Annotated in this window: 13 protein-coding genes and 1 tRNA gene; 8 read left to right on the forward strand and 6 right to left on the reverse strand. The window is 61.6% G+C overall.

The features are described 5' to 3' along the window. Positions 1-19: 19 nt before the first annotated feature. The 6 genes from ggt to FPT15_RS25095 all read right to left on the reverse strand — a co-directional run bounded on the left by ggt (position 20) and on the right by FPT15_RS25095 (position 5,322). A complete protein-coding gene (gene ggt / locus FPT15_RS25070) occupies positions 20-1,849 on the reverse strand; it encodes a gamma-glutamyltransferase (protein WP_145165523.1) in 1,830 nt (609 codons plus the stop codon). Between the two features lie 36 nt (positions 1,850-1,885). Beyond that, positions 1,886-2,665: a PhzF family phenazine biosynthesis protein gene (locus FPT15_RS25075; protein ID WP_145165525.1), complete on the reverse strand. Its 780-nt coding sequence runs from the start codon at positions 2,663-2,665 to the stop codon at positions 1,886-1,888. A 95-nt stretch (positions 2,666-2,760) separates the two neighbouring features. Continuing rightward, on the reverse strand, positions 2,761-3,594 hold the full coding sequence (locus tag FPT15_RS25080; protein WP_145165527.1) for an EamA family transporter: 834 nt from the start codon (positions 3,592-3,594) through the stop codon (positions 2,761-2,763). After that, positions 3,594-4,157, reverse strand: a complete 564-nt coding sequence (locus FPT15_RS25085; protein WP_145165528.1) for a GNAT family N-acetyltransferase — start codon at positions 4,155-4,157, stop codon at positions 3,594-3,596. The genes FPT15_RS25080 and FPT15_RS25085 overlap by 1 nt, the downstream gene beginning before the upstream one ends. Before the next feature lie 95 nt (positions 4,158-4,252). Next, positions 4,253-4,329, reverse strand: a tRNA-Met gene (locus tag FPT15_RS25090). A gap of 441 nt (positions 4,330-4,770) precedes the next feature. Then, a complete protein-coding gene (locus tag FPT15_RS25095) occupies positions 4,771-5,322 on the reverse strand; it encodes an RNA polymerase sigma factor (RefSeq protein ID WP_106578536.1) in 552 nt (183 codons plus the stop codon). A 262-nt stretch (positions 5,323-5,584) separates the two neighbouring features. Between FPT15_RS25095 and FPT15_RS25100 the strand changes: the two genes are divergently transcribed. Genes FPT15_RS25100 through sctR form a run of 8 tightly spaced genes read left to right on the forward strand, consistent with a single transcriptional unit; the run spans position 5,585 to position 13,524 of the window. Further along, positions 5,585-6,640 carry a TyeA family type III secretion system gatekeeper subunit gene (locus FPT15_RS25100; protein WP_178119746.1) on the forward strand — a complete coding sequence of 352 codons (1,056 nt, stop codon included), beginning with the start codon at positions 5,585-5,587 and terminating at the stop codon, positions 6,638-6,640. Further along, positions 6,637-8,730, forward strand: coding sequence for a type III secretion system export apparatus subunit SctV (sctV, locus tag FPT15_RS25105; protein WP_145165533.1), 2,094 nt, complete (start codon positions 6,637-6,639; stop codon positions 8,728-8,730). Before FPT15_RS25100 ends, sctV begins: the two co-directional genes overlap by 4 nt. Before the next feature lie 37 nt (positions 8,731-8,767). After that, positions 8,768-9,655 (forward strand): FHA domain-containing protein, encoded by an 888-nt coding sequence (locus FPT15_RS25110; RefSeq protein WP_145165535.1) that lies wholly within the window; start codon positions 8,768-8,770, stop codon positions 9,653-9,655. After that, positions 9,652-11,010 carry a FliI/YscN family ATPase gene (locus tag FPT15_RS25115; RefSeq protein WP_145165537.1) on the forward strand — a complete coding sequence of 453 codons (1,359 nt, stop codon included), beginning with the start codon at positions 9,652-9,654 and terminating at the stop codon, positions 11,008-11,010. Before FPT15_RS25110 ends, FPT15_RS25115 begins: the two co-directional genes overlap by 4 nt. Further along, the gene (locus FPT15_RS25120) at positions 10,997-11,434 is read left to right on the forward strand and encodes a YscO family type III secretion system apparatus protein (protein WP_106578541.1); all 438 of its coding nucleotides are present in this window, start codon (positions 10,997-10,999) and stop codon (positions 11,432-11,434) included. Before FPT15_RS25115 ends, FPT15_RS25120 begins: the two co-directional genes overlap by 14 nt. Beyond that, positions 11,406-11,864: a type III secretion system HrpP C-terminal domain-containing protein gene (locus tag FPT15_RS25125; RefSeq protein WP_145165540.1), complete on the forward strand. Its 459-nt coding sequence runs from the start codon at positions 11,406-11,408 to the stop codon at positions 11,862-11,864. Before FPT15_RS25120 ends, FPT15_RS25125 begins: the two co-directional genes overlap by 29 nt. Then, complete coding sequence (locus tag FPT15_RS25130; RefSeq protein WP_145165542.1) at positions 11,861-12,874, forward strand: FliM/FliN family flagellar motor switch protein; 1,014 nt, start codon at positions 11,861-11,863, stop codon at positions 12,872-12,874. The genes FPT15_RS25125 and FPT15_RS25130 overlap by 4 nt, the downstream gene beginning before the upstream one ends. Beyond that, the gene (gene sctR, locus FPT15_RS25135) at positions 12,871-13,524 is read left to right on the forward strand and encodes a type III secretion system export apparatus subunit SctR (protein ID WP_145165544.1); all 654 of its coding nucleotides are present in this window, start codon (positions 12,871-12,873) and stop codon (positions 13,522-13,524) included. Before FPT15_RS25130 ends, sctR begins: the two co-directional genes overlap by 4 nt.

Here is a 13,524-nt window from a genome sequence, read left to right on the forward strand (position 1 = left end):
CTCTCTCCGCTCAATAAAGTCAGTCGCCGATCGCTTCGCCTTCGCGCCGAGGGTCGGCGCCGCCGCTCAGCGACGCTTTACCCTGGGCGTCTCGCGTGCGCACGATGGCCTGGATGCCGCTGGTCATATCAATCTCGCTCAGTGCATGGCCTTTGTCCCTCAGCGCCTGCTTCAACTCGGGGCTGAACATCCCAGCCTCAAGCTCGGTGGCGCCGTTACGGCTACCAAAGTTGGGCAAGCTGATGGCCGCTTGCGGGTCGAGGTTCCAGTCGAGCATCGCCACCAGGGATTTGCTCACGTACTCGATGATCTGCGAACCGCCTGGCGATCCGACGGTGGCCAGCAACTCGCCGCTCTTGCGATCGAACACCAGCGTCGGCGCCATGGCCGAGCGCGGACGTTTGCCCGGCTCGACGCGGTTGGCCACCGGCTGGCCGTTTTCTGCGGGGATGAACGAGAAGTCAGTCATCTGGTTGTTCAGCAAAAAGCCCTGAACCATCACGTGCGAACCAAACGCCGCTTCCACCGTGGTGGTCATCGACACGGCGCCGCCCAGGTCATCCACCGCCACCACCTGCGAGGTCGAAATGCGCAACGGCGAGCGGTCCGGCGCGTACGCCACCTGGATGCCCGCAGGCGTGCCCGGCTTGGCGATGCCCATGCTGCGGTCGCCGATCAGTGTGGCGCGTTTGGCCAGGTAGTCCGGGGCGACCAGGCCTGCGGTCGGCACCGGCACGAAGTCGGCGTCGGCCACGTACAAACCACGGTCGGCGAAGGCCAGGCGACCGGCTTCGGCGAGCAGGTGCACGGCTTCAGGTGTGGGCTCAAGGCCGGCAGGCGATGTGCTTTTCACCGGCTTCATCGGGGCGATGGCCAAGCGCGGGTCGCGGGTTTCCAACGCCTGCAACGTACCGAGGATCTGCGCGACAGCAATCCCGCCCGATGACGGCGGTGGCATGCCGCACACCTGATAGCGCTTGTAGTCGGTGCACAGTGGCGTGCGCTCCTTGGCGGTGTAGCCTTTGAGGTCCGCCTGCGACAGGCTGCCCGCGTTGCGGTTGCCCTGGACCTTGCGCGCGATCTCATCGGCAATCGGCCCCTGGTACAACGCGTCCGGCCCTTCCTTGGCGATGCGCTTGAACACGCTGGCCAGCGCCGGGTTTTTCAACAGCGTGCCGGCAGCTTTAGGCGTGCCGTCGGCATTCAGAAAATACGCCGCCATCTCGGGCGATTGCGCGATGTAACGGTCGGCAGCGATCAGCGCGTGCAGGCGCGGGGAAATCGCGAAGCCTTGCTCGGACAGGCGAATCGCCGGTTCAAACAGCTTGGCCCATTGCAGGTGGCCGATCTTTTTGTGTGCCATCTCCAGCGCTCGCAACACGCCTGGCGTGCCAACCGAACGCCCACCAATCTGCGCCTCGGCAAAGGCCATCGGCGTGCCGTCCGCTTTAAGGAACAAGCGTTCGGTGGCGCCCGCGGGCGCCGTTTCGCGGCCGTCATACGCGTGCACGTTTTTGCCATCCCACAGCATGATGAACGCGCCGCCGCCGATGCCGGATGATTGCGGCTCCACCAGGGTCAACACCGCCTGCATCGCAATCGCGGCGTCAATGGCCGAGCCGCCCTGGCGCAGCATCTCGCGCCCGGCTTCGGCAGCCAGCGGGTTGGCGGCGGCGGCCATATGGCGCTCGGCGTGGCGGGTGGTGAGGTCGGTGCGATAACCCGAACCCAGCTCCGGCGCGGGCGGTTGTTCATTGACGGCGGTATGGCAGCCAGCCAGGGCGAGGGCGGCGGCAATCATTGACAGTTGACGGCGGGAAATCGAAAACACGCGCTGAACTCCGTTCATTTTGAGAATGATCTGTTGTCCTTGGGTTACGGCTTTTTACAGGTATATCGTGCCTTGCAGGTAGAGCACCGCGTGGCCGGAGATAATCACGCGGTCGTCCTTGAGCTCGCAACGCAGTTGCCCACGGCGCTTGCCGCCCTGTTCAGCAGTCAACTGCGACTTACCCAACCGCTCGGCCCAGAAGGGCGCCAGCGAGGTGTGCGCGGAACCGGTGACCGGGTCTTCATTGACGCCCACGTTGGGGCCGAACCAACGGGATACAAAATCAAACCGCGTGCTTTTGGCCGTCACCGCAATCCCGCGTTTGGGCAGGCCCTTGAGCCGCGCGAAGTCCGGCGTCAGGGCGGCGACTTGAGCTTCGTCGTCGACCAGCACGAGGTAGTCGTCGGTGGCAAACACCTGGGCATGCTCAATCCCCAATGCGCTCAACATGCCGCTTGGCGGCTCGCAGCGCTGGGGTTGTTTGGCCGGGAAATCCATCGCCAGTTCGTCGCCATTGCGCGTCACGCGAAGCTCGCCGCTGCGGGTGGCAAAACGCAATACGTCGGGTGCATCCGCCAATTGGTGAATCAACACCCAGGCTGCGGCCAGGGTGGCATGCCCGCACAGGTCCACTTCGACCTCTGGGGTGAACCAGCGCAACTCGTAGAAATCGCCACGGGGGACGAAGTAGGCGGTTTCGGAGAGGTTGTTTTCAGCCGCGATGTTCTGCAGTTGTTCGTCGGGCAGCCACTCGGTGAGCGGACAGACTGCCGCCGGGTTGCCGCCAAAGGGGTGTTGGCTGAAAGCATCGACTTGATAGATATCCAGTTTCATCGAGGGCACTCCGAGTAGGGAGGCTGGACACTAACAGTGGGTCTTTAAGGCGTCAAAATACAGATACGGAGTTTTTTTGAGCGCATGCTTCTTGCTCATCCCAGGCGCAGCACCATCGCCCCGGCGGCAATCACGCACGCGGCCACGATGCGCACGCGCGTCAGGCGCTCTTTAAGCACCCAGGCCGAGATCACCACGCCAAACAGGATCGACGTTTCGCGCAGGGCCGAAACGGTCGCGATGGGGGCTGCGGTCATGGCCCATAGCGCCAGGCCATATGAGGCGATCGTGCCCACGCCGCCGACGAGGCCCAAGCGCCAGTTACGCGCGAGGTAATCACAGAACAGCGCGCGCCGGGAAGCTAACGCCCACGTCGCCAGCGGGACGCCGGTCAGCAGGAAAATCCACAGCGTGTAGGCCACTGGCGCGCCGGATTTGCGCACGCCCAGGCCATCGATAAGGGTGTAGCCGGCGATCACGCCGGCGTTGATCAGCGCCAGCACCAGGCCTTTTCTTTGCCCTGAAGAAGGCGCCAGGGCCATGCTCAAAATGCCCAGTGAGATCACCGCAATGCCAAGCCAGGCGGATGTCGACAGTGGCTCGGCCAACACAAACACGCTTACCGTCGCGACCAGCAGCGGCGCTGTGCCGCGCATGATCGGGTAGGTCTGGCTCATGTCGGCAATGCGGTAAGTCGAGGCCACCAGCACGAAATACAGCACCTGGAGAATCACCGACGCGCCGATGAACGGCCAGCTCTCTCTTGCCGGCAGCACCAGAAACGGGGTGGCGGCCAACGCGATCAACGAGGCGACGGAGGCGATCATGCAGGTGGTCAACAGCTTGTCGGCGCCGCCTTTGACCACGGCGTTCCAGGTGGCGTGGAGCGCGGCGCCCAAGAGGATGATGGCGAATACGCTGAGGCTCATCAGTTGCTCTGCGCATGGTTGATCAGTGACGTCAGCACGTGGTCCGCCCACACGCCGTTAATCTTGAGATAAGCCCGCGCTTGACCCTCGCGCTCAAACCCCAGCCGTTCCAGCAGGCGTGCACTGCGTGCATTTTCGGGGCGGTAGTTGGCCATGATTCGATGCAGTTTCATGGCATCGAACACATAGGCAATCGCAGCCTTCAGCGCTTCGTGCATCAGCCCCTGGCCCTGAGCCGATTCATCCAGCGCGTAGCCCAGGTGGCAGGCTTGAAATGCACCGCGCACGATATTGGTGAAATTGCACGCGCCGATGATCTGACCGTCGCGCCGTATCAGCAGGTGCAGCGCTTCGCCGCTGGCGGTTTTCTCGGCCATGGTTTCGAGGCGTTGGGTGATGGCATCGAGTGCAAAGAAGTCATCGTCGCGCGTGGGCTCCCAGGGTCGCAGGTAAGCGCGGTTTTGCAGCAGATAGGTGTGCAGGGCCTGAGCGTGAGACGGCTGGGCGGCTTGCAGTATCAGCCGTTCGGTGGCAATGCCGTGGGTGGGGAAGTGCGGGTTCACGAATCGCCTCCTTGTGGTTGGGGGCGAGTATGCCTGAGGGCTTTTATTCAGGCATAAAAAAACGGCCTACCTTTCGGTAAGCCGTTTTTAGTACTTGGTGGCTACACAGGGACTTGAACCCCGGACCCCAGCATTATGAATGCTATGCTCTAACCAACTGAGCTATGTAGCCAAGTGGCGCGCATTATTCGCGTAGAACGGGAATGCGTCAAGCACTTTTATCGAAATTTTTTCTACGCTTTCAATTGTTTAACCGGAATCGTCAGTTCTGGCGACGAGTGGCTTGTCATTCGTCCGCCTGTCGGGCCGTGTGTGGGCGCAGGCTTTCAAATAAGCGATCAATCACGGTCGTGGTGATTTTCTGCAGATGCCCTAGGGCGTTGATCGTGACGCTGCAAGAGGGCGCCGCAGTCGAGAACGGTAGCGCAAGCGCTGAGCATCAGGTGGGAAAGGCAGGGCTGGGCGTATTCGCCGCTGAGGTGGTTATGGCGCTGAGGCAGTCGGTAGGGAGTGGGGTGTTCGGGCGGTTGGTGAACGCGTCGCGGTGAATGAAAGTAGCAAAATTCGGTTGGGCAGATATCCCTGCCGCCCAACGATTACCCGCTAGAGGGCCTTACGGTTGCGACGGGTTATGCGTGACGCGCTTGAGGTGTTCGCGCGCGCGTGACAAGCGCGAGCGAACGGTGCCGATGGGTATGTCCAACACGTCGGCGGTGTCCTGGTAGCTGCCGTCGGTCTCCAGTGAGGCGTACAACGTCTTGCGCATTTCTGTGGGCAGGTGGTCGATGGCGGTCAGGGTTTTCTCCAGTCGGCGGTTGATCTCGAACTGCCAATCCAGGTTCTTGGTTTCCTCCTGCCCATGCCACAGCGATTCATCGAATTCGCAGTGCACAGGCTTGGCGTACAGGCGGCGGAAGTGGTTGCGTACCAGGTTCTGAGCAATCCCGCACATCCAGGTACTGAGGCTCGCCTGACCACTGAAGCGCTCCCTGTTGCGCCAGGCTTCCAGGTAAGTCAGTTGCAGTATGTCGTCTGCATCTTCGGGGTTGAGTACGCGTTTATGAATAAAACGCCGGAGTTTTTTCTGTTGGTCGTCCGTCAGTTGGAGCATGAATTGAGGCGAGCTGCCAACCAGGTGCGCTAAAGCTTCAATTGGGATATTCACGTTTTTTTCCTCAGGGTAGACGCTATCGAAATAAGTTCGATGGAAACCCCTTTAGCACTGGGTGTGCCAAATGAAAAAATCTCGTAACTAGCTGATTATTAAGGGTAAATATCTTGAAATGGAGAAGTATTGCGCAGTAGTTTGCAAAAAGCGCCGAGGCTTTGTGCCGGTCTTGTCAAACGTCTCGATAGCCGCGTTCTGATGGAACCGTATCGGCAGGCATTGCCACATAGGGACACACTCTTCCCGTCTTGGCATGCTTATGAAAGTCGAATCCCCTAAAGATGCGCCCTCTGCCCAGCGCCTGGATCAATCCGCCGTTGCGCCTGTTTCCACGCCCGCACCCGCGAAGGTTGATGAGCTTGCTTCGCTCTTCGACCAGGAAGTGATTGCCAACAACCGCGCTCAGCGCTCGGTGTCGATTCGCGTGCCCCCCACCGAACAGCTTGCGCAACTTTATGAGCAGTTGGGCCATCCTGCTCAGGAGTCCCTGGCGACTATTTCGCGGCGGTTCAGGCAGCAATTGCAGCAGCATCCCAGTGTCGACAAGCTGGTAGAGCTCGCCGAGGGCGACCCCGCACGTGCCTACGTGGTGCTCAAGCATCTGGAAGCCCAGGCGGACAATGATGTGCGCCCCACCGAAGCTGCATTGGCGCGGGATGCTATTGGCATGCTGGCGGTGGGCTTTAAAGGGGAGATCCAGGCGGGCCTCAAATTCGCCACGGCGTTGATGGAGGCCGGTGGTGATCCGCAGGAGCGCCAGGCGCTGCGCGCGCTTTATTACGCCAGCGTGGCCACGCGCCAATCCCTGGCGACGATGATGCAGGCGCTGTTGGGCGTATACGGCGGCGATACGTTTTCCGTCAGGCTCATCAGCATGCGTAAAGCCTTGGCTGACGACATCGCGGTCCTGGTTTCGTCAATGACCACGCCGCGATTGCGCACGTTGTTGCTGGCCCTGCAAAGCTGTGGGCAACTGAGCACCGTGTTGGCCGGTTGCCACGCGTTGATCCAGCGCCTGGGCATCGGCTACGACGCCGTCAGTCTTTTGCAGCGCCTGCTGGGGTATGCCGGCAGCGGCATCGATGCGGGCGAAATCCTGCGACTTGGGCATGATCTGGGCAGTGGCCCGAGCCCCCGGCAAGTGATTGTTCTCAACGCGCTTTACCCTCTGGTCCGGCAGTTGCCTTTGGCCTTGTGGCCTGACAGTCGAACCCGCCAGGGCGCGCTGGACAGCTTTTTGGCCGTGATGGGGGAACTGGAGCGGATCGAGCGCGGCCCGATCAAGTTTGCCGGCGACCTGGGGGCGTCGGCGTGACTGCACTGTCAGCCATCAACGCTGTACTGCTCAAAATGGCACAACGTGCCGAAGTCCTGGGCGCAGTGGTGATCCTGGGCATCGTGTTTATTTTTATCGTGCCGTTGCCCACCTGGCTGGTGGACATTCTGATCGCACTCAACATTTGCATATCCTGTCTGTTGATCGTGCTCGCGCTGTATTTGCCAGGCCCCTTGGCGTTCTCGTCGTTCCCATCGATTTTGCTGCTGACCACCATGTTCCGTCTGGCGCTGTCGATCGCCACGACGCGCTTGATTCTGCTGGAACAGGACGCCGGTGACATCGTCGAGGCCTTCGGCAACTTCGTCGTGGGCGGCAATCTGGCGGTGGGGATGGTGATCTTTCTGATCCTGACCCTGGTCAACTTCCTGGTCATCACCAAGGGTTCGGAACGGGTCGCCGAGGTGGCGGCACGGTTCAGCCTGGATGCGATGCCGGGTAAACAGATGTCCATCGACAGTGACCTGCGTGCCGGGCTGATCGACGGCACGCAAGCGCGGGACAAACGTGAGCAGTTGTCCCGCGAGAGCCAGCTGTTCGGTGCCATGGACGGTGCGATGAAATTCGTCAAGGGCGATGCCGTCGCCGGTTTGATCATCGTTGTGGTCAACCTGTTGGGTGGTTTCACCACGGGCATGTTTCAACACGACTTGAGCGCCGCCGAGTCGATACGGCTGTATTCGGTGCTGACCATCGGCGACGGCCTGATTGCACAGATTCCGGCGCTGCTGATCTCCCTGACCGCCGGCATGATCATCACCCGCGTGGCTCCGGATGGGCGCAAGGGGATCAGTAACATGGGCGCCGAAATTGCCCGGCAAATGACCAGCGAACCCAAGAGCTGGATGATTGCGTCGGTGGGGATGCTTGCGTTTGCAGCGGTGCCTGGCATGCCCACTCTGGTGTTTATCCTGATTTCGATGGTCACCGGCGGCCTGGGTTATTACTTGATGCGCCAGCGTCAACGACAAGAACAGCCCGCCGCCGAAGCCGCGGACGCCGTGCGCCCGGAGCAAAACGGTGATGAAGACTTGCGCGGGTTTGATCCGTCGCGACCTTACTTGCTGCAGTTTTCCCCGGTTCTGCGCGGAACCCCCGAGGTCACCGAGCTTATCCACGGGATACGCCAGGCCCGAAACACACTGGTGGCCAATATCGGTTTGACCTTGCCGCCGTTTGAAGTCGAACTGGATGACGCCCTGGCCGCCGATGAGATGCGCTTTTGTGTGCATGAAGTGCCGATGGTCAAGGCCTCGGTCGTTAACCATTTGGCCGTGGACCGCAAGGCGCTGGCGGTTGAACCCGAGCACGCAATACCCGGCAAGGCCGACCGCGATGAACAGGATTGGGTGTGGTTGGCGCCTGATGATCCGCTGCTCGATGACCCGCAGCTGGAACGCTTCACCGCAACGAGCCTGATCATCGAGCGCATGAGGCAAGCGATGATGCTCAGCGGGCCGCAGTTCCTGGGGATCCAGGAGAGTAAATCGATCCTCAGTTGGCTTGAGCACAACCAGCCGGAACTGGTGCAGGAACTGCAACGCATCATGCCGCTCTCGCGGTTTTCGGCGGTCCTGCAACGCCTGGCCAGCGAAGGCGTGCCGCTGCGTGCCGTGCGGCTGATTGTCGAGTCGCTGATCGAGTACGGTCAGCATGAGCGCGAGCCCGAAGCGCTGGCTGACTACGCGCGCATTGCCCTCAAGGCGCAGATTTTCCACCAGTACAGCGAGGAAGACGGCCTGCACGCCTGGCTGTTGTCGCCCCATACCGAAAACATCCTGCGCGAGGCGTTGCGTCAGACGCAGACCGGGGTTTTCTTTGCGCTTGATAACGAAAGCAGCGCCGCGTTGATCAACCTTCTCAACCAGGCCTTCACCTTACGCGCCAAAAGCAAAAGTGTGATGTTGGTGGCACAAGACCTGCGCAGTCCCTTGCGCACCCTGCTTCTGGAAGAGTTCAACCATGTGCCGGTGCTGTCCTTCGCCGAGTTGGGAAGCACCTCCAAGGTGAAAGTGCTGGGGCGTTTTGACCTGACCCAGGATGAGCTGGCGCGCGGTGCGCTGGCATGAATCGCCAGTCAGCTTCAACGCGTCGGAGCGCTCGATAATGTTTGAGTTACGGGTGCTCAATGGTCTGCGCCAGGGCGCCGCGTTGCCGCTTTTTGGCGAGCAGTGGAGCATCGGCGCTCACCCTGACGCTGACCTGATGCTGAATGATCCAGGCATCGCCGAGCAGCACGCGCGGTTGCGGCTGATCAACGCAAACTGGTCAGTGCAGGCCGAAGCCGGGCTGCTGCACGGTGATGAAGGGCAGGTGCTGGCCCAGATTGCGAGCCTGGCGCTGAACGTACCGTTTTCAGTCGGGGCTGTGCGGCTGTGTGTCACCTGGGCCGATCAGCCCTGGCCCGAGGCGCCCGCCCCAGCGGCCCCGGCCCCTGAAGCGCCGCGGGCGCTGCAACTTTCGTCCATCTCGCACGCGCAGCAAAAGCGCCTGATCAGCGTGGCGCTGGTGGTTGCGATCATCGTCGTGGTGGTGGGCATCGCGTCCACGGGTGAGCGTGAGGCCCAGGCCTCATTGATGCCTCCTGTGGTGGTCAAGCACGAGTTGGCGACGCCGTTTGAGGTGCGCCAGCAGTTGCTGAAGATGCTCAATGAACGCGAATTGAGCCAACGGGTCAGCCTGCAAGTGATCAATGGCCAGGTCGCGCTCAACGGCGACGTGTCGCAGGACGATGTGGAGCTGGTGTCGCGCATGCTCAGCCGTTTTGTCGAGCTGTTCGACAGCGCGGTGCCGGTGATCAGCCGTGTGCGTGTCAGCGACGGCGCGCTGCCATTCAAGATTGTGCAGATCGTCGGCGGCCCCAATGGCCATGTCGTCCTGGAAGGGGGCAGCCGGGTGTTTGTCGGCGATGAAGTGGACGGCCTGCGCCTGGTGCTGATCGACAACAGCAAAGTGGTGTTCGATGGTGCGCGGCGTTATGAGGTGCGCTGGTGAACGAAGAACTGAACGCACGTCTGGATGCCTGGCAGCAGCGTCAGGCCCAGGCGCTGGCCAACCTGATGCCGGTGACCCTGCGCGGTCGGGTTCAGCGCGTCAACGGCATGTTGTTGCAATGCCGGTTGCCGAGCGCGCGTATTGGCGACTTGTGCCAGGTCGAGAAATCTGCCGACGACTACATGCTGGCGGAAATCATCGGCTTCGATCAGCAGGATGCCGTGCTCAGTGCCTTGGGCAACCTTGAAGGGGTGCGCGTGGGCGCCAGTGTGCAGCGTCTGGGTGTCTCGCATCGAGTGCGCGTCAGTGATGCGTTGCTCGGCCAGGTGCTGGATGGGTTCGGCCGGCCGATCACGGGCGTTGGCCCCAATGCCTTCGCCGAGTCCGACAGCCCGGATGCGAGCATGGTGCTGTGTGAGGCGCCGTTGCCGACCGAACGGCCGAGGATCCATCGGGCCCTGGCGACCGGGGTGCGCTCGATCGATGGTCTGTTGACGCTTGGCGAAGGCCAGCGCGTGGGCCTGTTTGCCGGTGCTGGCTGTGGCAAGACCACGTTGCTGGCGGAGATTGCCCGTAATGTCGAGTGCGATGTGATTGTGTTCGGCCTGATCGGTGAGCGCGGCCGGGAACTGCGCGAATTTCTCGACCATGAACTGGATGATCAATTGCGCGCCAAGGCCGTGCTGGTGTGCGCGACATCCGACCGCTCAAGCATGGAGCGCGCCCGCGCAGCGTTCACCGCAACGGCGCTGGCTGAGGGCTATCGACGCCAAGGCAAGCGGGTGTTGCTGCTGATCGACTCCTTGACGCGTTTCGCCCGCGCGCAGCGAGAAATCGGCCTGGCCGCCGGCGAGCCCTTGGGGCGCGGGGGCTTGCCGCCTTCGGTGTACAGCTTGCTGCCGCGTTTGGTGGAACGCGCCGGGTTGACCCGCGACGGCGTCATCACCGCAATCTACACCGTACTGATCGAACAGGACTCCATGAGTGACCCCGTGGCCGACGAGGTTCGCTCGCTGCTGGACGGCCATATTGTGCTGTCGCGCAAGCTGGCCGAGCGCGGTCACTACCCGGCGGTCGATGTGCTGGCCAGCCTGTCGCGAATTCTGAGCAATGTCGCCACGCCTGAGCACATCCAGGCGGGGACCGGGCTGCGCCGTTTGTTGTCGGCGTATCAGCAGATCGAACTGATGCTCAAACTGGGTGAATACCAGGCCGGCAATGATGCCCTGACCGACCTGGCGGTGGACAGCCGTGCCGCGGTGGATGGCTTTTTGCGCCAGGACTTGCGTGAGCCTTCACCGATGGCGGCGACCCTGGATCAGCTGACGGAGCTGACCGCCTATGTTCCTTTCTGAATTGGAAACCCTGAGGCGTCTGCGCAAACACCGCGCGGACCGGGCCGAGCGCGCATTGGGTGAGGCTAAAAGGCATCAGCGCGCACTGCAGTTGCACGTTGAGCAAGCGCAGCAGCGCCTTGAGGACACTCGCCTGCAGGAGGCCGAGGAAGCGGCGCAGCTATTGAGCAAGCATCAAGGGCACGTGCTCTCGTTTCAGGAGCTCAAGTCGTGGAATACCCAGGAGCGCTCATTGTCCGCCAGCACGCAGCGTGAAGAGGCGCAGTTACAGGCGTTACAGGGGCAGCAGGAACAGCAAGTGGTGCATATCGACAGCATGCAAAAGCAGGCCAGCCAGTATTTGCGCGAGGTCGAAAAACTCTCGGAATTATCCCAGTTACTGGTGCAGGAGCGTCATGAAACGATTGCCTGTGAGCAGGTCTGAGCGGCCGCGCATTCGCGAGCCCAGGGAAGACCGTGAGAGAGGCGTTGAGGCCGTGGTGCCGTGGGTTCATGTGCAGGTATTCGCGCAACTGTTTGCCAAGGACGACGGCCAGGGCGGTTACGTTTCCAGCCTGCCTGCGCAACGTGTGGCGACGGATAAATTGATGATTGAGGCATTGGCGGGGCAGTTGGCGCTTCGCGTTCAAGGCGCCACGCAATGGCCGTTGCTGGCGGTGCTTTACCTGCCACGGCTGGGGCGAATCAACGCCAGTGTGCAGCGGCAGTCGGGCGCGTGGAACATTGAGTTGGACGCCGAAGAACCGCGCACGGCGCATTGGCTCGCCACGGTGCAAAAACGCTATCAGAACAGGCTGTCCGAGGCGTTGGGCCAGCCTGTCGATATCCACATCAACAGCACGGGGTCCGCATGATCATGTTGGCGGTGACACCGCCCCTGGTTGAGGCGGCAAGGGTTGCGGCGTTGCAGCGGCTGGGACGCGGATTACGCATGCCGTTTCAGGTTGGTGATCAGCAGGGCGCGTTTGTGCTCGAGCCCGGCCGCGCGCCTGAAGGGCGAAGCCCGGTGTGTTTCGAGAGTGCCGTCGGTGTGCTGGGGTTCTCGGAACCCGAGGCGATGTTCAGCCTGATGGGCGAATGCCCGGTCACCCTGGCAGAAGCCAGCAATGACTCGACGTCGTGGTTCTGGGAATTGTTCCAGCATCACCTCAGCCCCCAAGTGGTGGCGTTGTTCGGTTATCTGCGCTTGCTGCCTGCACCCAAAACGCCGGGCTTTGGTTGCCGCTTCACCGTGCTGTTGGGAGCCTCCAAGGTCGACGGTTACCTGTGGCTGGCCCCGCAGAGCTTGCTGGCGATGTGTGCGGCGGGCGCTTGGCGGTCCACGGCCAGCTCATTACCCGCATCGTTTCCCTTGGCAATCGCCGTGACCGTGGGCCGTTTGAGCTTGCCTGTCGGGCAGTTGCGCAGCGTGCGTGCGGGTGACGTGCTGATGCTTGAACACGCCTTTTTTGATGTGCAGGGCCGTGGCCACTTGCCGATCGGGCGTCGCCGTCTGCAAGGGCGTATTGACGATGAATCCGGGCCGTTGTGCCTGAACCTTATTGCGATTGAGGAAGCGTCCATGGACGAGAACTTTGTAATAGAAGAATACCCGGGGCCTGAACAGGATCAGCCGGTGGAGGATATCTTTGGCCGTGAGCCCTTTGATGAATTGAGTATGGCGCTGACGGTGCGCTGTGGTGTCCTGAGCCTGACCCTGGGCGAACTGCGCAATCTTGCTCCCGGAGCGGTGCTGGGCATTACCGGGTACGCCCCGGGCATGGCCGGCCTGTATTACGGCGAGCGGCCCATTGGCCAGGGGCAACTGGTGGAAGTGGATGGGCGACTTGGCTTGCAAGTGTCTCGCGTGGTGTTTTCGCGATGATATTCCAGGGCGTCGACCCGGTTGTCCTGGCGCTGTTTTTCGGGGCGTTGTCGTTGCTGCCGATGCTGTTGATCATCTGCACCGCGTTCTTGAAGATCGTCATTGTGCTGATGATTACCCGCAACGCTATCGGCGTGCAGCAGGTGCCCCCGAGCATGGCGATCAATGGCATCGCGTTGGCCGCTACGCTGTTTATCATGGCCCCGGTGGGTTACCAGGTCGCCGAAAACCTCAAGGGCGCGCCCCTGGACATGAGCACCGTGCAGACCCTTCAACAGACGGGTCTTGTGGCCATACAGCCGCTGCGCGCGTTTATGAAACGCAACACCGATCCGGATGTGTTGACCCACATGCACGAAAACACCGCGCGCATGTGGCCGCCTGAAATGGCGCAAAGCACCCAGCGCGATGACCTGATCCTGTTGGTCCCCTCCTTTGTGCTGTCGCAGTTGCAGGCCGGGTTCGAGATCGGCTTCCTCATCTACATTCCGTTCATCGTCATCGATCTGATTGTGTCCAACCTGCTGTTGGCGCTGGGGATGCAGATGGTCTCGCCCATGACCATTTCCCTGCCGCTCAAACTGCTGTTGTTCGTCATGGTCTCCGGATGGTCGCGATTGCTCGACAGCCTTTTCCTTTCCTACCTTTGA

The organism is Pseudomonas sp. RGB (assembly GCF_007713445.1).
GTDB lineage: Bacteria > Pseudomonadota > Gammaproteobacteria > Pseudomonadales > Pseudomonadaceae > Aquipseudomonas.